A 23,765-nucleotide genomic window follows, 5' to 3' on the forward strand; every position below is an offset into this window, starting at 1 on the left:
TTTCACTGAAAACCTGCGGAACACCTCAATTGAAAGCCTAAGTAGGCTTGCTCTCTCTCCGCAGGTGCGTGTCCCTTATTCTCCTGTCAAAGACCCTTTCAGTTTCCCGCCTTCGCGGGCATTACTTTAATTTATGCCACCAGCTTCTCCCTGTCAACCCCTTTTCGGGATTTACTCCCTGATTCAAGGGGTTACAGGTGCCGTGCGCTTTTAATTTAATTTCAGCGCAGGTAAAATTTAAATTTATCCCTTCCTCACCCTCTTGTCAAGTCTTAAAGGCCCTCAATTGATGAAGAGCCTTTTACTCAAGGGCGAGGAGCAGGCGGCCGTATTCAGCTTTGTTTTCAAAGAGCGCAAAATGATAATTTATACCTTTCTTCGTCCTTGTCAAGGGGAGAGGAGCCTTTAAGGCTCATCACCTGACGGTGCCCTTTGGCACCGGTTTGGAAGCTTATTCAACTGGCGACAGCAAAATATAGGCTATCCTCTCTGAGTGTCAACTCCCCTTAACCAATTTTTTATGTCCTCTATCAATGATAAGAGGACGGGGACGAAGAAGAGAGTTAGGAAAGTTCCAAGGATTAATCCTCCAATTGCAACTACCGCTAAAGGAGCGAGCCTCTCTAGACCCAAAGCCCAACCTAAGGCTATCGGTATCATTCCCACAGCCGTTCCGAAAGCCGTCATCAGGACGGGACGAGTCCTTACTTTTATTGAGTTAAGAATAGCCTCTTTAACTGGTGTACCTTTATCCCTGTCCCACTTGAAAAAGTCTATTAGGAGAATTGAGTTTTTAACGATTATTCCGGCCAATAAAATCATTCCCATAAAGGAAGGCATACACTGGGGTTTATGGGCTATTAGCATTGAGATTGCTGCACCCATAAGGGCAAGAGGTATTGCTGCAAGAATTGAGATTGGGTAGGTGAAGGACTCAAAGGCTGGGACTAGTGAGAAGTAGAGGATGAGTATCCCTATTGCTAAAGACCCTATAAGCCTTTTAAAGCTCTCTCTCATCTGCTTTATTTCTCCTTCGTGGGAGATTCCGTAACCGGGTGGGAGCTCCAGGTTCCTTTCAAGCCTATTTACCTGCATCTGAAGGAAGGTTGTTGGAGCAGTTGAGCGATAACCGTAAACGTCAAGGGTATTAAGAAGGTTCTGGTGGGTTATCCTACTCTGAGTAAGGTGGTTCTCTGACTCAATAAAGTAGGAAAGGGGAACTTCTCCTCTCTTTGTAGGAATCGGAAGGAGGTTTAACTTCTGGAGGAAGTCTCTTTCATTCCGGGGAAGTATAACTTTTATTAAGAGGCCGTTCTGGTTAGGAACTGTGAAGAGTGAAGCGTTCACTCCTTTAACGAAATTCCCCAGATAGCCAACAACCTGAAGGGGAGTTAGACCGTAATGGGCCGCTTTTTCTCCGTCCACTTTAATTAGGAGCTCCCTCTTATCGTAATACCAGCTCCTTGAAGTTGAGGTAAGTCCTTTAACTCTCTGCATTAGGTTTTCTAACTTCTCTCCCAAGGTGTTAAGGATTTTCGGGTCTTCTCCGTAGAGCATCTCATCTACTGTTGCCTTTATTGAAGAGAGGGGAGTTGCGCCGAAGTCCATAACGTTAACATACTTGAGTCTAGGAATTTTGAGGAGTTTTTCCTGAAGTCTGCGCTCAATTTCCCATATTGACTCTTTCCTGTGGAACCTATCAACAAACTGAATTTTCATCTCTATCTGTTGAGGGGTCTTTCCGCTTCCAAAGGAAAGTACTCCCGGTTCTGAGCCGATTGTTGATGAAACCCTTATCACTCCAGGGAAGGAGTAAAGGACTTTCTCCATCTCCGTTAAAGTCTTCTCGGTTTTCTCAAGTGAGGTATTTGCTTCAGTTTCAGCCCTTACTATCACTATTCCAGTGTCCATAGGGGGCATTAAGTCTCTTCCGAGAACAGGAATTACGTTCTTCATCGTTATTCCGAATAAGACAAAACCTAAAACTACAGTTATCAGCTTTATCCAGAAGCGTTTTAAAAAGGGTTCTGTGAGGGAGGTGTAGAAATCCCTCAACCTGTAGACGACCGCTTTGACGAAGTAATCGTAGATCTTCCTTTCAAGCCAGTTCTTATCTGGTGTCTTTTTAAGTATGTAAGGAGCAACTATTGGAATGAGGGTTACCGCAACGAAGTAGGAGACAACCAGGGCAATTATAAGCGTAAGGGATAAGGGCCTTAGTATGTGCTGTACATAACCTCCTATAAAGGCTATTGGAAGGAGCATAAAGACTGTCGTGTAGGTACCGCTGAGAACCGCGAGCATTACCTCTTTCGTTCCGTCACGGGCGGCCTGCCATATGTCCTTTCCTAGCTCAAAGTAGTGGCGCTCAATATTCTCAAGGACTACAACTGCATCGTCTGTTAACATTCCAAGCGCAAGGATTACGGCAGTTAGGGTAACTATGTTGAAGTTGAAGCCCAAAAGCCACATTAGGCCTATGGTGATTAAGTAGGTAACGGGAATGGAGAAGAAGGAGACAATCAGCATCCTCAAGTTTGCAAGGAAGATGAATATTACAAGAAGGGTCATTATTATTGCATCTCTTAATGACTCAAGCATGTTTTTGTTTGAGAGCTCTATTAACCACTTCTGGGTATCTGCAATTTCAAAGTTGAGCTGTGGAAATTCCTTTTTTAACTTTGGAAGGTAGGCCATAACTGAGTTAATAGTTGGAAGTTCATAGCCCTTTTCTGAGCGGAGAATGGATATTCCTATGGTCCTCTTTCCGTTTCCGTGGTATGCAGATAGGTTGTCCTCGTGTCCCCACCTTACCTTTGCAACGTCTTTAAGTTTTACTCCCGGTTTTACCGTTATCTCCTTAAGTTCCTCTATCCGCTCGGCCTCTCCCTTTAATTTTAAAGTTAGCATTCCATCTTTGTTTATTAAAAAACCTGCAGGAGCATTAATGTTGTTTCCCCTTATAGCTTCCAGTAGTTGCCCGAGGCTGACCTTTAAGTTTGCCATCTTCAAGTAATCGGGATTTACTTCAATAACCCTTTTAAAGCCACCAAACACCTCAACGTCGGAAACGTGGGGAAGGCGCAAAAGCCTATCTTTTATCTGGTTCTCTGCGATCTGTCTCACCTGGGAAAGGGTAAGGTTGGAGCCCTCTTTAGGGTAAACTGAAATGATCATTACCGGCTTTGTAGCATCAGTTATCTTGTAAACCTGAGGAGGGAGTATCCCTTTTGGAAGTAGCGGTATAACCCTTGAAAGCTGGTTTGACACTTCAGTTTGAGCTGCTGAGATACCTTTCTGGTACTCAAACTCGGCAACTACCACTGAAACGCCGTCCTTAGACGTTGAACGAACTTGCCTTAAGAGGCTTATACTCATAAGCCTCTCTTCAATTGGCCTGGTTACGTGTGAAGCAACGTCCTCTGCTGAAGCTCCGGGGTAGAGAGTTACTACGGCAACCTGGGGCCTGTTTGCATCGGGGAAGAACTTCCTCGGGATTTCTTTAAATCCTACTATCCCCAAAAGGGAGAAGAATAGTAGTACTGCTAGAACGCCGTGGGGTTTCCTTAGATAGTAATCAACGATTTTACCCATTAAGCTCCTCCACAGGTATTACTCTCTTTATCCTGTAGGCTCTAAGAAGGGCACTTTCCCTTCCTACAACAACTTTCTGTCCCGGTGAAAGCCTTCCAGATACAACTGATAGCTTAGGTGCTTCTTTTAAAACTTTGACTTTAACGGGTTTAACTTCTCCTTTCTCTATCAGGAGGACGAAAACACCCTCTTTTAAGTGGAGGAGGGAAGAAGTTGGAACTATTAGACCTTTAACTTCTCTAGTTGGAATCTCTACCTTTACCAGCTGGTTTGGTTTAAGAGTTGTATTCTTTTCAAGCTTAACTTCAAGTGTTACAAGGCCCTTAGGAGTTGCGGCCGGATAGAACTTTACTACCTTTCCCCTTTCTGCTCCGCTAACGCTAACGGTCGTTCCAACTTCAACTTCTCCGGCCTTCTCGGGAGGGAGCTCCACCAGCACCCTCATTCCCTCTTCAGGGTAAAAAACCTTCAGAAGTGGCTTTCCGGGTAGAGCCACGTCTCCCGGATAGGCAAGAACCTGTGCAACCACTCCGTCTTTAAGGGCTACTACCTTTGTGTAGGAAAGGGAGCCCCTTAGAGCTTCAGCCTTCTCCCTAAGGCTCTTTATTGAGTTCCTGAGCTCTTCAATTTGGGCCTTTAAACTCTTAACCTGAGCCTGTGCAGACCTGTAGAGGTTCTCAGCTTTCTCCACTGCCTCTCTCGGAACCGCCTTTCTCTCAAAGAGGAAGAGCTCCCTTTTATACTCCCTCTCTGCATTCTTCTCCTTAACTTTAGCTGCTTCAAGTTGTGCTTCCAAACCCTTTATTAAAGAGGCCTTTGCCCTCCTCTGGCTCTCAATGGAAGCTAGGTTGTTTGAAATCTCGGAGGAGTCAATTTCAACAAGGACTTCTCCTTTCCTAAACCTTTCCCCCTCACTCTTGTAGACCTTTAAAACCGTTCCTGCAACCTTCGTTGAAAGAGTTGCATACTGATAGGGAAGGACTCTGCCGAAATAGTGGAGCTCCTCCCCTAGAGCTCCCTCTTTCACCTCTGCCCACTCTACCGGTAAAGGATTGACCTTCGGAGGAGGGTAAGAGAGTAGCTCCTTCTTCCTCTTCTCTATAAGGACTTTCCCGATTACTGCTCCCGCTAGTATGAGAACTAAGAAAATTAGAACAGCTTTTCTACTACTCATTGTTTACCTCCAGCAGGGCTTTTAACCTTTCAAGGGCGGAGAACCACTCGTAGTAAGAAGCGTTGAGGTCTGCCTGACTCTCAAACCTCTGAGCTTTTGCTAGAAGAAGGTGGTTTATATCCCCTTTCCCCGAAACGTACTTGAGTTCCTCTATCCTCTCTACTTCCTTTGCGAGCTTTAGCTTTTCCTTATCTGCCTCTAACCTTTCCTGAATTGAGTTAAGGAGTGCTACAACCTCTGCTAGCTCCCTTTTAAGCTCCCTCTTCACGGTTTCCTGCTCGTAGAGAGCTCTCCTTACTTCAGATTCCCTCTGTAAGAGCTCAAGGCCCTTTCTCCCTCCCGTAAAGACTGGAAAGGAAAGGTTGAGGGATATTGAGCTGTAAGCTTCGTTTTCCCCAGAATCAAACCCGTACCTTCTGGTTAGAAGGCCGTTTACGGTAAACTTCAATCCGTACTTTGCCTTCGTTAGCTTCTCTTTAACCTTTGATAGTTCAACTCTGCGCTCTGCAGCCTTTACTCTGCTGTTCCTTTCAAGGAGCTCAGAGTAAAACTCCCCTATCTTCCACTCTTTAGGCTGATAGGAAAAGTGGGGAGGTTGGAGGTCTTTAACTTTTCGGCCAAGGAGCGTTTCTAAGGCTGTTAGCAGGGCCTTTTTCATCTCTCTCACTTCTTTAAGCCCGGCCTCAACTTCCCTAACTGAGTACCCTATTTTCATCAGGTCAACCGGAGCGAGCTTGCCTACCTCTACACCTGCCTTGGTGTTTTCGTAGAGCTTTTCTAGGCTTTTAAGGTGTTCCTTTAGGGCTTTCTCCCTTTCACTGAGGGAGAGGATCTTTAAAAAGAGGGTTGTTGCGTTGAGCTTAACCTGCCAAGTTGCAGCTTTTAAGGAGTTTTTTAGGAGCTCCTCCTTAACCTTATTAAGCTCAACTTTCCTGCTTATAACTCCTCCAAGGTAGAGGGGAACTTTCAGAGAAATCCCGTAAGTTAACTTCCTGCTGTCAAAGGGAGGAGGGTTTAAGGGGTTTGGCGGATGAAACATGGGAACTAGTATGTAGTTCCTGTTGTAGGAGGTATAGCTTCCTACAGAGTCTACTTCTCCAAACCTCTCCCTCCTGGATATTTCGGCTGAGAGAGAACTCTCCCTTACCTCCTCCCTTAAGGCCTTCAGCTTCGGGTAGTTCTTCTCTGCAAGCTCTTTTGCCTCCTTTAGGGTTAGGCCTTGAGCAGATAGGATGGGAAGTAGGAATGCTATGAGGCTTAAAAGTATTTTCATCTTTGCCTCTAGGATTTTTAGTTATTTGGCTAAATTAATATATAATATACCATACATTTAGCGGAGGTTAGCCTTGGAGTTTCTAGAAATATCCGTTGCCTCTTTCCTGCTCTCCTTCCTGTTTGCCTTGGGAGGGCTTGGTTCTGCCGTAGCCCTTATACCGGTTCTCGTATTCCTTGGAGTCCCCTTTTCCCTTGCAAGGCCGGCCGGACTGTTTACAAACTTTATCTCTACTTTCTCAGCTTCAGTTCACAACGTTAAAAACGGACTGGTAGACTTCAGACTCGCCGTTCCCCTTTTATTCTCATCCCTCTTATTTGCTCCCTTTGGGGCTTACGCCTCAACTATTATCCCTGAAAGGATTGTAGGAATAGCCTTTACCCTATTTCTCTTCTTTGCAGGAATTATGGTTTACACTCCTAAGAGAGAGCTCCTTAAAGTAAAAAACCCCCTATACCCAGTCTTTGTAGGCTGCTTATCAGGTTTTGTTTCCGGACTCCTCGGAGTAGGAGGGGGAGGATTAATATCTCCCCTTTTAATAATTGCCGGGTACCATCCTAAGAAAGTTGTTCCTGTTACTGCTTTGGCCGTAGTCTTCTCATCTTTATCGGCCTTCTTGACATACTTAAAGCTGGGGAAGGTTGACTGGGAAATAACCCTTGCCGCTGCAATTCCTGCTGCATTTGCCGGCTACTTAGGAGCTCATATAACCCACAAGTATCTGAGCCCTGCTCAGGTTAAAAAGCTCTTAGGTATAGTATTCATCATACTGGGAATAAAATTCCTTACTAAGTTCATTTAAGGAGGTAGAGATGGGTTTAAAAGAAAAAATTAGGGAAATGAACCTTGATTGGCTTACCCAGAACAACCACAAGATATCTTTAGAGGCCTTCATTGAGAAGTGGAAGGCGGGGGAAGCCGTTCTCCTTGACGTTAGAACTGACGAGGAGGCTAAATTTTACACCCTTGAAGCCTTTGGAATCAGAATTCCTTTAAACCAACTTCCAGATAGACTCAACGAAATCCCAAAGGACAAGCTCGTCTGTCCTATCTGCCCCGGCAAAATCAGGGCAACTATCGCTTATTCACTTTTAATTAATGCAGGATTTAATAACGTTAAAGTCCTTGCCTCAAGCCCTTCAGAGTTGATAGATTACCTTAAACCCGGCGTTGTCAAGAAACTTTCGGAGTAGGTCTTGAAGCCTGAAGAGTTTGCAGAAGGCCTTAAAGTCTTGGGAGAACCCACAAGGCTGAAGATTTTAAGGCTCTTAATGGAAAGGCCCCTTTACGTCTGCGAAATTTCAGCTGTCCTTGGCCTTTCAGATCCAACAGTTTCCGTTCCCCTTTCAAGGCTTAAGAAGTTTGGTTTCGTTGAAGTTAAAAGGGAGGGAAGGAAGGTTCTCTGTGAGCTGGGAACTCCTCCTTCCCAGCTCCTTCCCCTTTTTAACAATCTCCTTGACTACTTAAAGGATAAGTTTCCAGAGGAAGTTGGTAAGATGAAAGAGGTAAAACTTAAAGACGTTTGCCCTTACAAATGAGGACTTTTTTAAGGCACTTCTTTGACGAGTGGCTCTTTTACCTCTCCCTCTTCCTTGCCCTCTCTACAAGCCTCTTTTTAAAGAAGTTTCCCCGTATAACGGCCGACGAGGTTCAAGTTCTCTTTATCCTCTGGGTCTTTCTGATTCTGATTAAGGGACTTCAAACTTCCGGCCTCCTTGACCGGATAGCACTAAAGATAAGCAAGGGAAGGTTTCTCGGCCTAAAGCTGGTTCTCTTTACTGGTTTCCTCTCTACCTTAATAACCAACGACGTTGCCCTGATAGTTATGGTTCCCCTGACCCTTGCTGTAGGGAGCGGCGGAGTGGAGAAGGTTCTCATATTTGAGACCCTTGCGGCCAACGGCCTCTCTGCAGTTTCGCCCATAGGGAACCCTCAGAACATCTTCATCTACTTGAAGTACTCTTTAGGACCGGGAGAGTTCTTTAAGGTTATCTGGCCTTTCGGAGCTCTCGTCCTTATTCTCCTTACTCTCCTCTCTCCCAAAGAGCTGAAGGGAAGGGGAGCTTTCAGGGAGCTCTGCGTTAAGAGTGCTCTTCCTGTGGCTCTTCTCTTTCTAATTTTTGTTTTTGTGGCCTTAAAGCTCCTTCCCCTCTACTTGGGGGTTTTACCCCTCCTCTACGCTCTCCTTTTTAGGAGGGAGCTCTTTAGAGTTGACTACTTCCTGCTTGGAACATTCCTCTTCTTCTTTGCCTTTACCGATAACCTCTCTTACGCCTTAAAGATTCAGATAGATAGTGACATTTCCGTATTTAGCTACTCTGCCCTTTTAAGCCAAGTTATGAGCAACGTTCCTGCAGCTCTGCTGGTCTCTGAGTTTACCGATAGGTGGGCTCCCCTTCTGTGGGGCGTTAGTGTGGGAGGTTTCGGGACCTTAGTCTCCTCAATGGCAAACCTAATAACCTACAGGCTCTATAAGAAGTGGAGAGGCGACGGTAAAGGATTTTTGCTGAGATTCCACTTCTACAACTTCCTCTTCTTCTTTATAGGTTTCCTGATCTATATCTTAATGTTAAGAGCTCTCTAAATTACCAGAGGGAGCTCCTTAGAATTGTCTCGTCCCTCTGGGGTCCCGTTGAAATTATGGGGACGGGAACTCCGAGGTAGTCCTCAATGAACCTTATGAAGTTTTTAGCCTCTTTTGGGAGCTCTTCCCACTTCTTTATGTGGGTAGTCTCTGTTTTCCAGCCTGGAAGGGTCTGATAGATTGGCCTAACTCTTGAAAGTTCTTCTGCAGTTGATGGAAACCTTTCAATAACCTCTCCATCAAGCTCGTAGCCAACGCAGACCTTTATCTCATCAAAGGCATCTAAAACGTCAAGTTTAGTTATTACTACTCCGTCAAGATGGTTTACCATAGTGGAGAACTTTACGGCAAAGAGGTCAAGCCATCCGCAGCGCCTTGGCCTTCCGGTAGTCGAACCGTACTCGTGACCCCGAGCCCTCAGGAGCTCTCCCAAACTGTCCTTCAACTCCGTTGGAAAAGGACCGCCCCCCACTCTCGTCGTGTAAGCCTTTGCAATTCCGTAGATTTTTTCAACCTTCTTCGGGCTTACTCCTGCTCCTGCCGATATTCCAAGGGCTGATGAGTTTGAGGAGGTTACAAATGGGTAAGTTCCAACGTCTATGTCAAGGAGGGTTGCCTGAGCCCCTTCAAAGAGTACTCTCCTTCCAGAATCAATCTCCCTGTTTAAGAGGGAAACAGTGTCACAGACAAACTCCTCTATCTTCTCATAGAGCCTCATAGTTGTTGAGTAAATCCTGTCAAAGTCAAAGGAAACCGGGTAGTTGTAAACATATTTAAGGGTTAGCTCCTTTTCTCTCAAGTTCCACTTTAACTTTTCCTTAAAACTCTCTTCGTTTTTAAGGTCTGAAATCCTTATCCCTACCCTTCCAGCTTTGTCTTTATATGCAGGTCCTATTCCCTTTAAAGTGGTTCCTATTGAACCGTCTCCCTTTAACTTCTCAGAGGCGGCATCAAGCTCCTTGTGGTAGGGGAAGATTACGTGGGCCCTCTCGCTTACAAATAGCCTCCCTTCGGGGCTTTTCCCAACTCTCTTTATGAACTCTATCTCGTTGAGGAGGCCTTCAAGGTCAATGACCATTCCGTTTCCAAGGACGCACTTTTTATCATCGTGAAGGATTCCGGAAGGGAGAAGGTGGAGAATGTACTTGTTCCCGTTAATAACAACTGTATGTCCTGCGTTGTTCCCTCCCTGAAACCTTACGATGTAGTCTGCTTCCAGAGAGAGTATGTCAACGATTTTCCCCTTTCCTTCGTCGCCCCACTGGGTTCCGACTATCGCGAGAGTGGCCATTTACTTCCTCCTCTTAAATTCTGCCGCCGCAAATATACAAACTTTTTACTTTCAATTAAAGTTTCTAACTAACTCAAGGATACGTTTAAGGGGCTCTTCCCCTAAGTCAACGAAGTTCTCCGGAGACGTAAACAGGACGTTTACAGGACTTTCTTCCCTGTTTAGGACAACTACGAACCTGTATCCCTTAGAAAAGGCAACTTCTACCGACTTTCTATAGTCCCTCTTTAAAATGTCCCTTGCCACAGAATAACCGAGTTCCCTTAGCTCCTTTGCAAGGTGGTAGGCAACGTGGAGCTCCTTTTTAAGGTCAATTATGTAAAAGTCCTTCTCTTCCCTTGAGAGAGAAACCCTCTTCTTCTCAAGGAGTTCCATCAATGAGTCAAGGTTAAGGGCTATTCCCGTTGCCGGGAGCTCTCTCCCAAACTTCTTAAGGAGCTGGTCGTACCTGCCCCCTATTCCCAGAGGTGATGAGAGTAGAGGGTGAAAGACCTCGTAAGTTATTCCGGTGTGGTATCCCATTCCCCTCTTTTCTGAAAGGTCAAAAATTACTTTCTCTTCAAAGCCGTAACTCTTAAGGATTTTATAGACGGAAGAGAGCTCTGAAATGGCCCTCTGAGAAAGGGGATTTTTAAAGAGAGCTTTTGCCCTCTCTAAAACCTCCTCTTTACCGTAGAGCTCTAAAAGGTTAAAGAGCTTCTCCCTTTTCTCTCCCGTTAACTTTAACTTCTGCGAGAAGAGGTCTATTCCCGAAAAGTCTTTGTGGCGTAAAATCTCTACCAGCTCCTCCTTCTCCTCTCCCTCAATCTCCAGTTCCCTCAAAGCCCCTTCCAGGAAGAGACCGTGTCCTATGTCTATCTGGAATGACTTTATTCCAAGCTCTGAAAGTCCGTTAGCTACTACTCCTATAACTTCGGCATCGGCCTCAACTTCATCTACCCCTAAAAGTTCTATCCCCAGCTGGCTAATTTCCCTCTCGTTTCCAGCATCCCTAAAGATCTTCCCCCAGTAGTAGAACCTAAAAGGGGGGTCTTCATCCTTAAAGGAGGAGGCCACAACCCTTGAGACCTGGGGTGTAAAGTCTGGCCTTACTGCCATTAACCTTCCAGTTTTCCTGTCAACGAGCTTAAAAGAAATCTCCTCTAACTTCTCATCAACCGCTTTAAAGACCTCAAGGAACTCAATAGTTGGAGGTAATAGGGGCTCGTACCCCCAGAGCTCAACGACCTTAGTTAACTTCTTAAAGAGCTCTTCCCTCTGCCTCACTTCCTTCGGCAAAAGGGTTCTAAATCCCTGTGGTATTTCCGTTAATCTCATCTTTAAAACCCTAAATACTTGACTATTTCTTCCCTCTCTGCAGGGAGAGTAACAGGCCTAACTCCCATTGATATTGCAGTATCTGGGTCTTTAAGGCCGTGGCCTGTAAGGGTACATACAATCACGTCTCCCTTTTCAAACATTCCCTTTTCCCTAACGCTCTTTATTACCCCTGCAATTGAGGCTGCAGAGGCCGGCTCGCAGAATATACCCTCAGTTCTTGCAACAAGCTTATAGGCTTCCAAAATCTCCTCATCTGTAACCATATCTATAAAGCCCCCAGACTCGTTGGCCGCGTTTACTGCTCCCTTCCAGCTTGCAGGGTTTCCAATCCTTATCGCAGTTGCTATAGTCTCAGGGTTTTTGACTGGGTGACCAAGGACTATTGGAGCTGCTCCTGCAGCCTGCCATCCGCACATCTTAGGCTTTGAGTCAACTTTACCAGCTTCGTAGTACTCTTTGTATCCCATCCAGTAGGCCGTTATGTTACCTGCATTCCCCACAGGGATAAAGTGGTAGTCCGGAGCTCTACCTAGCTGCTCGCAAATCTCAAAGGCTGCGGTCTTCTGCCCCTGAAGCCTGTAAGGGTTGATTGAGTTAACTATCGTTATAGGGTACTGCTGGCCTATCTCTCTAACTATTTCAAGGGCTTGGTCAAAGTTCCCCTTAATCTGAATTACCTCCGCTCCGTACATCACTGCCTGGGATAGCTTTCCGAGTGCTATTTTCCCTTCAGGAATTAAAACTACAGCCTTTAGTCCGGCCTTTGCCGCATAGGCTGCAGCTGAGGCTGACGTGTTTCCAGTTGAGGCACAGATTACTGCCTTTGCCCCCTCCTCAACGGCCTTTGAAACGGCCATAGTCATTCCCCTATCCTTGAAAGAGCCAGTCGGGTTTAAACCCTCAAACTTCAGGTAGAGCTCTATTCCCGGCTTAATCTCCCTTGCAAGGTTATTTGCCTTTATTAGAGGAGTGTTACCCTCTAAAAGGGTTATTACTGGGGTTTTATCAGAAACCGGTAAGAATTCCCTGAACTCCTCAATTACGCCTTTCCACCTTTCCATCTTTTCCCTCTCTAAAAGGATAAAATAACGAGAGCAATTATACTTTTATAAAGCTCCCTTTTAAAAACTTCTGGAGGAGCCATGTTTGAAGGCATATACGTTGCTATTCCTACCCCCTTTAAAGAGGGTAAAGTTGACCAAGAAGCTCTAAGGAAACACATCAAATTCTTAATTGAAAACGGCGTTGACGGAATTGTCCCGTGCGGAACTACGGGGGAGAGCGCAACCCTTTCTTACGAAGAGCACGAAGAGGTAATAGCAATAACAATTGAGGAGGCTAAAGGAAAGGTAAAGGTAATTGCAGGAACCGGTTCAAACTCAACTTCAGAAGCCATAATGCTTACGGAGTTTGCCTATAAAGCAGGTGCCGATGGAGCCCTACTAATAACCCCCTACTACAACAAGCCAAACCAGGAAGGTCTATACCTCCACTTTAAGGCCGTAGCTGAAGCCGTTCCAATTCCAATAGTCCTATACAACGTTCCGAGCAGAACGGGAGTAAACATGCTCCCTGAAACTGTTGCGAGGTTGGCCGAAATTGACAACATAGTAGCTATAAAGGAGGCGACCGGAAGCACAAACGTTGCTACCGAAATAGTTAACCTCTGCGGGGATAAGATAGAGATCCTCTCAGGTGACGATTTAACCTTCTTCCCGCTTTTAACGGTTGGTGCTAAAGGCGTTATCTCTGTTACTGCAAACGTAGTTCCTGAAAGAGTCGTAAAGATGTACAGGGAGTTTTTAAACGGAAACTGGAAAGAGGCTTCAAGGATTCATAGGGAGCTCTACAACCTATCAAAAGTCCTCTTCATAGATACCAATCCGATTCCCGTTAAAACAGCCCTCTCAATGATGGGGATGATGGAAAAGGAGTTCAGACTTCCCCTGTGCCCCACAACCCCTGAGAAGGAAGAGGTAATCCAGAAAACCCTTAAAGAGTACGGAGTAATTCAGTAATGGGGATATCTACCGTTGACTACAGGGATTTAGAGAGGCTTTTTCTCTACTTTGAAATCAGGGAAAAAGACATAAAAAACCTTCAATTCCTTGGAAATATACTCCTTCCCTATAAGGAAGAGTTTGCAGAAGCGTTCTACGATAATCTAATGAAGTTTCCAGATATTAAGGAGTACATTCCCGAAAGTAAACTCCAAAAGTTAAAACAGACCATTAAAGAATGGTACGAAAAACTCTTTTCTGGAAAGTACGACTCAGAGTACCTCCTTTACCTGCTTAGGATAGCGAAGGTTCACGTTGAGGAGGGAATTCCTCCCCACTACATAATTGTCGCGATGAACTTCGTTAGCCGCTTCTGTACTAGGAGAATTTCTGAGTACTTTAAAAAGCACGGGGAGGAATTCTTCAGGCACTATCAGGAAGAACAGAAGAAAGTTTGTGATCCTAATAAAATCGGAGAGCTTGAAAAGTTCGTTATTGAAGAGCTCTTTGACAGAATGGAGGACCTTACCCGCTCTCTAAGGAAGATCCTTGCACTCAACGAGGACGTTTTTATCTCCTACTACGTTGACGTTGAAATGAAGATTTTCCTCGAAGCCGGTAGGGTGGAGAGAACTGCAATCAGCTTCAGTAAGAAGTTTGCAATCTTTATGGACATTGCAATCCTAATAGGCCTCATGTTCCTTGCAATATTTGTTATTGCCCTCTTCATCTCAGATATAATGCACTTCTTCCACGGAGACCTTGCCCACAGTCTAATTGCAGCCCTTGGAGACCTACTGATACTCTGGACCGTTTTAGAGCTCCTAAACAGCGAAATAAAGTTCATGCTTGGCGGTGAGCTTGCCGTTAGTGCCTTCGTCAGCGTTGCGTTAGCCGCAACAATCAGGGAAGCACTGGTCGTTTCCCTTGAACACAACAAACCCATTGAGTTTAAACTGGGAATCGGAGCTCTAATTTTCATTCTGGGAATAGTTTACGGAATAGTTAAGTGGTTTGAAGTAAATCGGAAGAAAAAGTTGAGGTAGTGAATCATGGTAAAGTTGGCAGTTGCAGGTGGAGCAGGAAGAATGGGCAGATTGATTGGGAAGCTTGCCCTTGAAGATAAGGACTTTAAACTGGTTGGAGTTCTGGAAAGGCCGGACAGTCCCTTCGTCGGTAAGGAGTTTGAACCGGGAATAAAGTTCTACAGAAGTATCAAGGATATGGAAGAAAAACCGGAAATCGTGATTGACTTTACAGCTCCAGAAGGAACAATGGCACTTGTGAGGGAAGCTAGAGAGGTCGGTTTTGGCTTGGTTATCGGAACTACCGGTTTAACAAAAGAGCAGATTGAAGAGATAGAGAAGGTTTCTAAAGAAGTCCCGATAGTCTATTCGCCGAACATGAGTTTAGGGGTCAACCTCCTCTTTAAGCTTGTTGAAGAAGCAGCTAGAGCTCTAAAGGATAAGGGTTACGATGTAGAAATATTTGAGATTCACCACAGGTTTAAGAAGGATGCCCCCTCTGGAACGGCAGTCCGCCTTGCAGAGATTGTCGCTAAGGAACTGGGCCTAAACCTTGAGGAGAGTGGTGTTTACGGAAGGAAGGGAATGATAGGACCGAGGAAAGACGACGAAATAGGAGTCTTGGCAGCAAGGATGGGCGACGTTGTAGGAGAGCATACAGTCTACTTCGCCACTTTGGGAGAGAGGATAGAGCTAACCCACAGGGCTACCAGCCGTGAGACCTTTGCAAGGGGAGCTTTAATAGCTGCAAAGTGGCTTAAAGGGAAAGAGCCGGGACTCTACAATATGTTTGACGTTCTGGAAATATAGTAAACTGTTAAGTAGGGAGGTTTTATGTTTGAGGTAATTCCTGCAGTTGACATAAAGGGAGGTAAGTGCGTTAGGCTCTACCAAGGTAGGGCCGACATGGAAAAGGTCTACTTTGAGAACCCGGTTGAAGTTGCTAAAAGGTGGGAAGAGGAGGGAGCTCCAAGGATTCACGTTGTTGACCTTGACGGTGCCTTTGAAGGAGTTCCTAAGAACATAAGGATAGTTGAGGAGATAGTTAAGAACGTCAGCGTTCCAGTTCAGTTTGGGGGAGGCGTCAGGACTTTGAAGGCCCTTGAGGAGCTCTTTAAGATAGGTGTTGACAGAGTAGTCGTCGGAACTGTTGCAGTGGAGGAACCCCAACTCTTTGACCAGATGGTAAAAGCTTTTCCCGGAAAAATAGTTGTTGGCATAGATGCTAAGGATGGAATGGTAACAACGAAGGGTTGGGTTGAGGTTTCCGGAGTTAGTGCAGTTGAGCTTGCAAGGAAGATGGAAGAAAAACCTATCTGGGGGTTTGTTTACACCGACATCTCAAAGGACGGAACTTTAACAAACCCTAACTTCTCTGAAGTTGAAAAGTTCGCAAGTAGCACCTGTAAGCCTGTTATAGCCTCAGGGGGAGTGGCAAAGCTGGAAGACCTTATTAAACTTTCAGAGATAAGAGGTGTTTCTGGTGCAATAGTTGGTAAAGCACTTTACGAGGGTAAAGTAAGCTTAAAAGAAGCTCTTGAGGCACTTAAGTGAAGATTAAACTCCCAGAAGTCCTCAAAGAAGTTGAGGGTAATAAGTTCTTTAAGGTCATTGAAAAAGACGGTCTTATAAAGGTTTCCTACAGGTTTAATTCACCTAAAGTCTTTGACTCCCCTATAAAGAGGGAACTCAGGGGAATAACCTTCTCAAAGGGAACCGGAGAGGTTGTTTCCCGTCCATTTCACAAGTTTTTCAACCTTGACGAATCTGAAGAGAGCAGGAGGGAGAACTTAGAAGGGAAAGAGTTTATTTTCAGAGAAAAGCTTGACGGAACGATGCTTCACCCCGTTATCTTAAACGGAGAATTAAAGCTTTTAACCCAGAAGGACTTTGAAAACCCTCAAACTAAAAAGGGTGAGGAGCTCCTTAAGAAAAAAACTAACCTATACGAATTTACAAAGAGGATGGTTGAAAAGGGATTTACTCCTATTTTTGAGCTCGTATCTCCAGAGTTTCAGCTTGTCATCCCCTACGATAGGGAGGAGCTTTTTTTAACCGAAGTAAGGAATAACAGAACGGGAGAGTACCTATTAGAAAGGACGGAAGAGGAGCTAAAAGAGGCAGGATTTGAGCTACCGGAGAAAATCACTGGTAAATTTGAAGATGTTGAGAAGGAACTTAAAAACAGAGAAATGGTTGAAGGTTTTGTTTTAAAGGACTTTTCGGCCAAAGAGCCTTTTCCGCTCTTTGTAAAACTTAAGTCTCCGTGGTATTACGACAGACACTACGCCTTTACGTATCTGCACAACATACCACCCCATAAGCTCTTCAACCTTTACCTTATGGGAAAGCATGACGACGTCTTTTCAAAAGTTCTGAACAGGAAGTTAAGAGAAAGGAGAGAGGAGGAGCTGAGAAAGATGGTGGAGCTCCTTCTGAACCTTTCAGACTTGGTTTCTAAGTATAGGGAGCTCCCAACAGGTAAAGCCGTTAAGAAAATCATCTCACAAGTTAAAAAACAGTTTTCAGACAAGTTTAAAAAACTGGAGCTTGAGGAGAACTACATTTCCGAGGCTTTAAGAATAGCAAAAAAGAGGGGAAAATTTGAAAACTTCTTAGGAAATAAACTCTACATACTCCTTAAAGAAGGAAAAATTATCCTTCGTTAGGAATACTCTTAACTTCTCGCCTGATATAAAGTTAACTAAAATCCAAATTTTATGCCTTTCAAAGGCTTTTCTTTACAGTTTCAATTCCTTAAAGGAGAGCTAAAAACCTCATTTATTAAAGAACCACTATAAAATTGCGAAGAAAGGGTCAATAGTCACACATCTTTATTAAGAACTTTAATGAAAATCTAATATAGGTGCTTTAAAGTCAAGTAGTACAAGCCTTTGAAGTAATTGTTTCTGAAATTTGATGTGTGACAAATAGAGTAATTTTTGGTTGTTGACCTAACGGATAATTCTGATATAAATTACACCTCACCGAAAACAGCCGGAGGTAGGGCAAGATGTATGCCGTTATTAAGACAGGAGGAAAGCAGTACGTTGTGGAGCCCGGTCAGGTTTTAAAGGTTGAAAAGCTCAACCTACCTGAAGGCTCCGAAGTAGAGTTTGAAGCTCTCCTAGTTAGGGACGACAGTAGCGTAAAGGTTGGCGATGAGGCCAAAGGTTACAAGGTTAAAGCTACAGTTGTAAGGCACGGTAAGGGTAAGAAGATTATCGTATTTAAGTACAAGAAGAAGAAGCACTACCAGAGGAAGTACGGCCACCGCCAGCACTTTACAGAACTCCAGATTAATGAAATCGTAAGCTAATTGGAGGTTTGTCATGGCACATAAGAAAGGTATGGGTTCTACCAAAAACGGTAGGGACTCAATCGGAAAGAGACTGGGTGTTAAAAGACACGACGGCCAGATTGTAAGGGCCGGAAACATCATCGTTAGACAAAGGGGAACGTCAATCCACCCAGGACAGAACGTTGGAATGGGTAGTGACTACACCCTCTTTGCCCTAATTGACGGTGTAGTTAAGTTTGAAACAAGAAGGAACAAGAAGTTCGTAAGCGTTTACCCCGTTCAGTAACCTGCTTGGGGGCTCTGCCCCCTTTAACTCTCCTTTCTACTTCAACCAGAATAAAAGGGCTACTCCTATAACTTCCCCGAATATGAGGGCTATAAATCCGGGTGTCGTTTGTCTAAAGAGCTCCCTACTTCCCATTGAAAAGGTCAAGAACCACTTGAAAACTGTATTTACAAACGCTGCAATTAAGACTGCAGTAACTCCAGCCAATATCTCAACAGACCCGGTTTTAAAGAGTTTCGTAACTGAAAGAGTAATCGCATCAACGTCGGAAAGACCTGAAATTGCAGAAACAACGTAGAGTCCAAGGTTTCCAAAGTAAGTAAGTGCGTTCCTTGAAAGGAAGAGAATGAAGGCGTAAAAAATGCCGAACTTTACCGCAGTTGACAGTTCGTAGGGGTTTTGAACTTTAACTTCCGTCCTATCCCCCTTACTTCCCTTAGCAATCCTGTAGGCAAAGAAGATACCAAGTAGAAAGGCAATAAAACTCGGAACCAGGAGAACCTTTGCAAACTGGGGGGATACGATTGAGGAGAGAAATGTCATTCTTGGGAACATTATGGCAGAGGCCCCTACAATTCCTGCAGCGTATTCGCTAGTAAGGGCAGAATTAACCTTTGAAAGGGAGGAAAAAGTTACTGTAACTGCCGTGCTTGAGACGAGTCCTCCTATGAGTCCCGTTATGAGAACTCCCCTTTCCCCAGCCAGCTTCGTTAGGACGTAGCCTATGAAGTCTATAGTTGAAATCACTACGACCATAGTCCAAACTTCCCTCGGATTGACTCCGTAGAAGTTCTGGTCTGGAAGGAGGGGATAGACTATTACAGTTACGGCCGCAAACTTTAAAAAGGCATATAGGTCTTCCAAAGTTAAATGTTTAACGAAAGAGTGCATCTGTTCCTTGAAGGAGAGGACGAAGAGAATTAAGACTCCCGTGAAGGCTGCAAGCTGGAACTCCTCCTTGTAGCAGAGAGCTCCCAGTGTAAAAGTTATAAGGGCTGAAACTTCAGAAGTTAAACCGGGCAGTCCCTCAAGGTATTGGGCAACTGCCACCAAGAAGGTTAAAGAAGTTAGAGCTATGTAGAAGAAGTAGGGAACTCCGAAGACGTCTGAAACGTGGGCTGATAGCGTCCCGAAGAGGGAAATGAGGATAAAAGTCCTTATTCCTCCAAAGAACGGAACCTTTTCCCTCTGCTTTTTAAACTCCCTTTCAGTTCCAATGAGGCCACCGATTATGAGTGATATGAAATAGGGCTGATAGAGTTTCCAGACTTCAGAGTTTACAAGTTCTTTAAACAGATCCATAGAGCTCCTCTTCAAGAACTTTCTTCATCTTTTCAACCGGTGCTTTCTTACCAGTCCATATTTCAAAGGCTACGGCTCCCTGATGAACCAACATTCCAAGTCCGTTAATCGTTTTACAGCCCTTTTCCTTTGCAGCTTTGAGTAGAGGGGTCTGTGGAGGGTTGTAGATAATATCAACTACGGTTATTCCTGAAGGGATTTTAGAGTAGTCAAAGAGTTGGGGATCACCCTCCTTCATTCCAACGCTTGTCGTGTTAACTATTATGTCTGCGTCTTTTAATAGGGCCTCAACGGTTCCTTCCTTCAGGGGATATACTAAAACGTTTCCCCTCCTACCGAGTATTTCTGCCATCTTCTTAGCCTTTGAAAAGCTCCTGTTTACTATGTTTAAGAACTTCACTCCTCCCTTTAAGAGGGCATAACCTACAGCCCTTGCAGCTCCCCCTGCTCCAAACATAAGGGCCCTCTTTCCTTCAAGCTCAACTCCCTCTTCAATAAGCGAGCGGAGGAACCCTTCAGCATCTGTGTTGTATCCGGTAAGCTCCCCACCTTCGTTCTTCACCGTGTTAACTGCTCCAAGTATTTCTGCATCCTCCGTTAAGTAGTCAACCAGCTGTGCTACCTTTTCCTTGTGGGGAACTGTTACGTTGAAACCTCTTACAGATAGGGCTCTCAATCCCTTTACTGCATCTTCAAGGTTCTCAGGAGGCACCTCAAAAGGAACGTAAACTGCATCCAACCCTAACTCCTGAAAGGCCGACGTCTGCATGAGCGGGGAGAGGGAGTGCTTAACAGGGTAGCCTATTATTCCGTAAACGGCGGTTCTTCCGGTTATCTTCATTTCTTCCTCCTTTAACCTTCAACGAGGGAGTAAAGGAGCTCTATCTCCTCTTTCCAGATAGAAGGGTCTATCGTCTCAAGGATGAGAGGAATGTCGTTTAACCTATCATCGTTCATTATGAGCCTGAAAGCCTCAAGGCCTATATTCCCCTTTCCTATTGAGTGGTGACGATCAACTCTACTCCCAAGTGTAGACTTTGCATCGTTTAGGTGCATTCCCTTTAGGTATTTAAAACCGACAACATCGTCAAACTCTTTCATAGTCCTCTCGTAAGCCTCTGGAGTCCTTATGTCGTATCCTGCAGCAAACATATGGCAGGTATCAAGGCAGACTCCTATCCTGCTTTTATCCTCAACCAGCTCAATTATCCTTGCAATGTGTTCAAACCTGTAACCTACGTTACTCCCCTGACCTGCGGTGTTTTCAATTACCAGTATAACTTCCTTTGTCCTTGAAAGGGCTTCATTTATTGATTCTGAAACTATTTTAAGGCACTCATCCTCACTAACCTTTCCGAGGGAGCTCCCGGGGTGAAAGTTTAAATACTTAAGGCCTAACTGATAACACCTTTCAACTTCATCTACAAAGGCCTCAATTGACTTCCTCCTCTTTTCCTTATCGGGACTTCCGAGGTTTATCAGGTAACTGTCGTGGGGAAGAACGTGGTCGGGAGAGATTCCAACCTTCTTTAGGTTCTCCTTAAACTTCTCAACATCCTCTTCCTTTAAAGGCCTCGCCTTCCACTGTCTCTGGTTCTTTGTAAAGAGGGCAAAGGCCTTAGCTCCTATCTTCTCTGCGTTGAGTGGTGCGTTGAAAACTCCTCCAGCAGAGCTTACGTGGGCTCCGACGAACTTCTTTAACTTCACTCCAATTCCCTCTTTTGGTAGATTAAAGGAAATTATAGAGTAAGGCTGATTTAATAATTAAAGATGAGGTCAAGTAGTTGGAACTTTTTGAGGTTTCCCTTTTGCTCCTTGCCGGAGTCTTCTCCGGCTTTGCTGCAGGTCTCTTTGGAATAGGCGGTGGAGTTATACTGGTTCCCGTATTCTGGATTCTCTTTAGAAGTTTTGGAGTTGAGGAGGGGCTCTCAGTAAAGCTCTCAGTTGCAACAAGCCTATCTGTAATAGCCTTTACAACTCTCTTTACATCCCTTTCTCACCTCTTAAAGGGAAGTTTACGTTTGAAGGACATTTTAACTTTAGGCCTCTTCTCAGCTCCAGCCGTTGCCCTGGGTGTTTTCCTGGCCAAGTTTATACCGGCCTTGGCTTTAAAGAAGTTGTTTGGAGCTCTCTTAATAGTGTTAGGTTTTAGAAATTTCCTAAAAGGGGAAATTAAGAAAGCTCACTTGAGTAGGGGAGGAGAGGGTATAGTAAGGCTTTCCGTCTTTATCTCGGGCTTCCTCAGCTCCCTCTTCGGTATAGGAGGGGGGGTTGTTGTCAATTCGATCCTCTTTTCCTTCTCTTCACTGCCGGTTGAAAAGGTTGTTGCTGCCGCTTCTCTTTCATCTTTCCTCAACGCCCTCTTTGGAACTCTCCTCTACATGGTTGTCCCGGCCAAAAAAGTTCTAAGTTACCAGTTAGGGTACGTTTACCTTCCTGCAACCTTCTTAGTTTCGCTGGGCTCTCTGGTCGGTAGCCGTTTGGGACTGAACCTTTTAAGGAGAATCAGCCAAAGCCACTTGAAGAGGAGCTTTGGAGTTTTTATGGTTTTAATAGGGATCAAAATCCTAATAAGTTAAAGGGAGGAGAGACTCCTCCCCATTAGAAGGTGTGACCGTGGACGTGGCACTGTGTACATTCGTTGTTGGATCCCCCGTGGGTTTCAACGTCTTTTGGGAGGGAAAGGTTATTTACCGGTGAGTAGTAACTACCGGAGTGGCATGCAGCACATAGGGACGAAGTGTAAGCCCTAGCAGTTTTAACGTCTACCTGGTCAAGGTTTTTAACCGGCAAGTTCATGAAGGCCTTTAGGTCTTCAGCTTTAGAGAGGTCGTAAGTCCTATCCTTTGCTGTAACTATCCCTGAGAATGAAAGGTCTTTAAAGTAAGCTGTTACCTGTGGGTCAATTACTGCGTACTTAACCTCAGAGGTGTTGTCAACCTGCCTAACTACTTTCTCAGAAATTAAAGTCTCTCCTACCTTCTCTACAATTAACTTATCGTTGTTTGAAGCGTGGGGGTTGTGGCACTGGGAGCAGACAAGGGGAGAGTGGTTTGAGTGGAACAGGAGCTCCCCTGAAAGGGTTATTTCCTCAAACAACCTTTCTGAAGTAAAGGAGTTTTGACCGTGCCAGTCGTTGTTATTCCAAGGAGTTTCTATATCCGGAGGAAGTTTTGAAGGAGTTAAGAGGGAATCGGCCTTTCCGTCTCCGTCGGTATCTGCTACTGGAGAGTTAAATATTTCTGGGCCTGTAGCTGAGTGGCAGGTTAAACACAGGTCATTAACCTTTCTGGGATGGACTCCGTTTAGAGCTCCAAGGTCGGTGTCTGGCTCAACGATTCCATCCATGTCGGACTGCCAGTGGCATACTACGCAGTCCCCATCGTCAATCTTCTCGTTTCCGTTAAAGTCGTGGAAGGACTGCTTCCTGGAGGATGTATTCTTGTAAAAGTGAAGCTTATCTATTGAATCGTGGCAGACCAGACAGTTCCTCTTAACACCCTCTACTCCGTTCGTTCCATGGCAGGCTGAACATACGTTTATTGCCTTCTCCTTTCCAACCTTTGAGACTGCCCTCTCAATCAGACTTTGGTACGCCTGTGTTGGAAACGAAGGGGTTGCCATTGTATGTTTAAATCCCTGGTGACAAAGAAGGCAGTTTGGCTGCCCCCAGCCGTCTGGGTGGTTCTCCTTAGTTAGGTAAGGAGAGCTCCTTACCGCTACGTTTACTCCAAAGTCCCTATAGTAAACGTCAGGGTCAGCAATTCCGCTTCCACCTCCACCACAGCCGGATAGGGCAAAAGCAGAAAGCCCTGCTGCCGTTAAAATTAGCCTTTTCACCATATCCTCCTACCCCTATAAGACCTAAAGGAAGGTTTAAAATAAGCGATTCAAAATCGTATTATAATCAATTATCCTCTTAATGAGTAAATCGTCGCCAGTCCCCCCATGAGAGTTCTATAGCTGGCCTCTTTAAATCCCACTTCCTTAGAGAGCTCTATAAGCTTTTCGTAGTGGGGAAAGTTGACTATAGTCTCATAGAGGTGCCTCGTAACGTCTGCCTTTGAGCGAACCTTACCTAGAGGTAGCATCACCCTCTTTAGGAAAGTTATGAAGAGGCCCTTCAAAACAGGGTTCTTTGGAATTGAAACTTCAAGGATCCTTACCCTACCCCCCTCCTTTAAAATCCTTCTAACCTCAGAGAGGGCCTCTTTCGGCCTTTCAAAGTGGCGAAGGGCAAGTGAGATTAAAACAGTGTCAAAAGTTCCGTCTCTAAACGGCGTTCTTAGGGCATCTCCTCTAACGAAGAGGATTTCAGGGTACTTTCTCTTTGCAACCCTTAACATAGGCAGAGAATAGTCAAGGCCCACTACCCCCTTTGATTTCCCTTTAACGAGAGCTCCAACGTCTCCAGTTCCGCAGGCAAGGTCAAGGACAAAGCCCGGTTTTTCAAGGCCTCTAACTAATTCCCTCTGCCACCTCTTTATAATCCCGAGTGAGAGGAAGGTGGATATTGAATCGTACCTCTCGGCTATCCTGTCAAAAATTTCAACTCCAACAGGCTGTCTCTTTTCCATACCTTTACCATTAAGATTAAGTTTTTCCTAAGTTTAAC

23 protein-coding genes are annotated in these 23,765 nt (G+C 44.9%); 12 read left to right on the forward strand and 11 right to left on the reverse strand.

The features are described 5' to 3' along the window. Positions 1-480: 480 nt before the first annotated feature. Genes C7457_RS06855 through C7457_RS06865 form a run of 3 tightly spaced genes read right to left on the reverse strand, consistent with a single transcriptional unit; the run spans position 481 to position 6,041 of the window. A complete protein-coding gene (locus tag C7457_RS06855; protein ID WP_121171393.1) occupies positions 481-3,594 on the reverse strand; it encodes an efflux RND transporter permease subunit in 3,114 nt (1,037 codons plus the stop codon). Then, positions 3,587-4,768, reverse strand: coding sequence for an efflux RND transporter periplasmic adaptor subunit (locus tag C7457_RS06860; RefSeq protein WP_121171395.1), 1,182 nt, complete (start codon positions 4,766-4,768; stop codon positions 3,587-3,589). Before C7457_RS06860 ends, C7457_RS06855 begins: the two co-directional genes overlap by 8 nt. Beyond that, positions 4,761-6,041: a TolC family protein gene (locus C7457_RS06865; protein WP_121171397.1), complete on the reverse strand. Its 1,281-nt coding sequence runs from the start codon at positions 6,039-6,041 to the stop codon at positions 4,761-4,763. The genes C7457_RS06860 and C7457_RS06865 overlap by 8 nt, the downstream gene beginning before the upstream one ends. A gap of 73 nt (positions 6,042-6,114) precedes the next feature. Between C7457_RS06865 and C7457_RS06870 the strand changes: the two genes are divergently transcribed. Genes C7457_RS06870 through C7457_RS06885 form a run of 4 tightly spaced genes read left to right on the forward strand, consistent with a single transcriptional unit; the run spans position 6,115 to position 8,625 of the window. After that, positions 6,115-6,843: a sulfite exporter TauE/SafE family protein gene (locus C7457_RS06870; RefSeq protein ID WP_121171399.1), complete on the forward strand. Its 729-nt coding sequence runs from the start codon at positions 6,115-6,117 to the stop codon at positions 6,841-6,843. A 10-nt stretch (positions 6,844-6,853) separates the two neighbouring features. Further along, positions 6,854-7,234 carry a rhodanese-like domain-containing protein gene (locus C7457_RS06875; protein WP_121171401.1) on the forward strand — a complete coding sequence of 127 codons (381 nt, stop codon included), beginning with the start codon at positions 6,854-6,856 and terminating at the stop codon, positions 7,232-7,234. Between the two features lie 3 nt (positions 7,235-7,237). After that, a complete protein-coding gene (locus C7457_RS06880; protein ID WP_121171403.1) occupies positions 7,238-7,579 on the forward strand; it encodes an ArsR/SmtB family transcription factor in 342 nt (113 codons plus the stop codon). Next, complete coding sequence (locus C7457_RS06885) at positions 7,576-8,625, forward strand: SLC13 family permease (protein WP_121171405.1); 1,050 nt, start codon at positions 7,576-7,578, stop codon at positions 8,623-8,625. The genes C7457_RS06880 and C7457_RS06885 overlap by 4 nt, the downstream gene beginning before the upstream one ends. Position 8,626: 1 nt before the next feature. Here C7457_RS06885 and C7457_RS06890 read toward each other — a convergent pair whose 3' ends face one another. Genes C7457_RS06890 through thrC form a run of 3 tightly spaced genes read right to left on the reverse strand, consistent with a single transcriptional unit; the run spans position 8,627 to position 12,297 of the window. Then, complete coding sequence (locus tag C7457_RS06890; protein WP_121171407.1) at positions 8,627-9,916, reverse strand: adenylosuccinate synthase; 1,290 nt, start codon at positions 9,914-9,916, stop codon at positions 8,627-8,629. Between the two features lie 51 nt (positions 9,917-9,967). Beyond that, a complete protein-coding gene (hisZ, locus tag C7457_RS06895) occupies positions 9,968-11,233 on the reverse strand; it encodes an ATP phosphoribosyltransferase regulatory subunit (RefSeq protein WP_121171409.1) in 1,266 nt (421 codons plus the stop codon). A 2-nt stretch (positions 11,234-11,235) separates the two neighbouring features. Next, positions 11,236-12,297, reverse strand: coding sequence for a threonine synthase (gene thrC, locus C7457_RS06900; RefSeq protein ID WP_121171411.1), 1,062 nt, complete (start codon positions 12,295-12,297; stop codon positions 11,236-11,238). An 81-nt stretch (positions 12,298-12,378) separates the two neighbouring features. Between thrC and dapA the strand changes: the two genes are divergently transcribed. From dapA to rpmA, 7 genes are all read left to right on the forward strand, one after another. Then, positions 12,379-13,254 carry a 4-hydroxy-tetrahydrodipicolinate synthase gene (gene dapA / locus C7457_RS06905; protein WP_121171413.1) on the forward strand — a complete coding sequence of 292 codons (876 nt, stop codon included), beginning with the start codon at positions 12,379-12,381 and terminating at the stop codon, positions 13,252-13,254. Further along, positions 13,254-14,282, forward strand: coding sequence for a protoglobin domain-containing protein (locus C7457_RS06910; RefSeq protein ID WP_121171415.1), 1,029 nt, complete (start codon positions 13,254-13,256; stop codon positions 14,280-14,282). The genes dapA and C7457_RS06910 overlap by 1 nt, the downstream gene beginning before the upstream one ends. 6 nt (positions 14,283-14,288) lie before the next feature. Further along, the gene (dapB, locus tag C7457_RS06915; RefSeq protein ID WP_121171417.1) at positions 14,289-15,071 is read left to right on the forward strand and encodes a 4-hydroxy-tetrahydrodipicolinate reductase; all 783 of its coding nucleotides are present in this window, start codon (positions 14,289-14,291) and stop codon (positions 15,069-15,071) included. A gap of 24 nt (positions 15,072-15,095) precedes the next feature. Further along, on the forward strand, positions 15,096-15,815 hold the full coding sequence (hisA, locus tag C7457_RS06920) for a 1-(5-phosphoribosyl)-5-[(5-phosphoribosylamino)methylideneamino]imidazole-4-carboxamide isomerase (RefSeq protein ID WP_121171419.1): 720 nt from the start codon (positions 15,096-15,098) through the stop codon (positions 15,813-15,815). Continuing rightward, positions 15,812-16,930, forward strand: coding sequence for an RNA ligase (locus C7457_RS06925; RefSeq protein ID WP_121171421.1), 1,119 nt, complete (start codon positions 15,812-15,814; stop codon positions 16,928-16,930). The genes hisA and C7457_RS06925 overlap by 4 nt, the downstream gene beginning before the upstream one ends. 344 nt (positions 16,931-17,274) lie before the next feature. Then, positions 17,275-17,580: a 50S ribosomal protein L21 gene (rplU, locus tag C7457_RS06930; RefSeq protein WP_121171423.1), complete on the forward strand. Its 306-nt coding sequence runs from the start codon at positions 17,275-17,277 to the stop codon at positions 17,578-17,580. Between the two features lie 13 nt (positions 17,581-17,593). Beyond that, positions 17,594-17,848 carry a 50S ribosomal protein L27 gene (gene rpmA / locus C7457_RS06935; protein WP_121171425.1) on the forward strand — a complete coding sequence of 85 codons (255 nt, stop codon included), beginning with the start codon at positions 17,594-17,596 and terminating at the stop codon, positions 17,846-17,848. Positions 17,849-17,884: 36 nt separating this feature from the next. Here rpmA and C7457_RS06940 read toward each other — a convergent pair whose 3' ends face one another. From C7457_RS06940 to nfo, 3 genes are read right to left on the reverse strand one after another with little or no spacing between them, the layout of a single operon-like run. Then, a complete protein-coding gene (locus C7457_RS06940; protein WP_121171427.1) occupies positions 17,885-19,150 on the reverse strand; it encodes an MgtC/SapB family protein in 1,266 nt (421 codons plus the stop codon). Next, entirely contained in the window at positions 19,137-19,991 is an 855-nt protein-coding gene (locus tag C7457_RS06945; RefSeq protein WP_121171429.1) for a shikimate dehydrogenase, read from the reverse strand. Before C7457_RS06945 ends, C7457_RS06940 begins: the two co-directional genes overlap by 14 nt. 11 nt (positions 19,992-20,002) lie before the next feature. After that, entirely contained in the window at positions 20,003-20,857 is an 855-nt protein-coding gene (gene nfo / locus C7457_RS06950; RefSeq protein ID WP_121171431.1) for a deoxyribonuclease IV, read from the reverse strand. A gap of 77 nt (positions 20,858-20,934) precedes the next feature. Here nfo and C7457_RS06955 point away from each other — a divergent pair, with 77 nt between their 5' ends. After that, positions 20,935-21,729, forward strand: coding sequence for a sulfite exporter TauE/SafE family protein (locus tag C7457_RS06955; RefSeq protein WP_170137381.1), 795 nt, complete (start codon positions 20,935-20,937; stop codon positions 21,727-21,729). A 22-nt stretch (positions 21,730-21,751) separates the two neighbouring features. Here C7457_RS06955 and C7457_RS06960 read toward each other — a convergent pair whose 3' ends face one another. Both C7457_RS06960 and C7457_RS06965 read right to left on the reverse strand, forming a co-directional pair. Then, entirely contained in the window at positions 21,752-22,990 is a 1,239-nt protein-coding gene (locus tag C7457_RS06960) for a cytochrome c3 family protein (RefSeq protein WP_245939610.1), read from the reverse strand. A gap of 71 nt (positions 22,991-23,061) precedes the next feature. Next, positions 23,062-23,727, reverse strand: coding sequence for a ubiquinone/menaquinone biosynthesis methyltransferase (locus C7457_RS06965; RefSeq protein ID WP_121171435.1), 666 nt, complete (start codon positions 23,725-23,727; stop codon positions 23,062-23,064). Positions 23,728-23,765 lie beyond the last annotated feature (38 nt).

Source organism: Thermovibrio guaymasensis, assembly GCF_003633715.1.
GTDB lineage: Bacteria > Aquificota > Aquificia > Desulfurobacteriales > Desulfurobacteriaceae > Thermovibrio > Thermovibrio guaymasensis.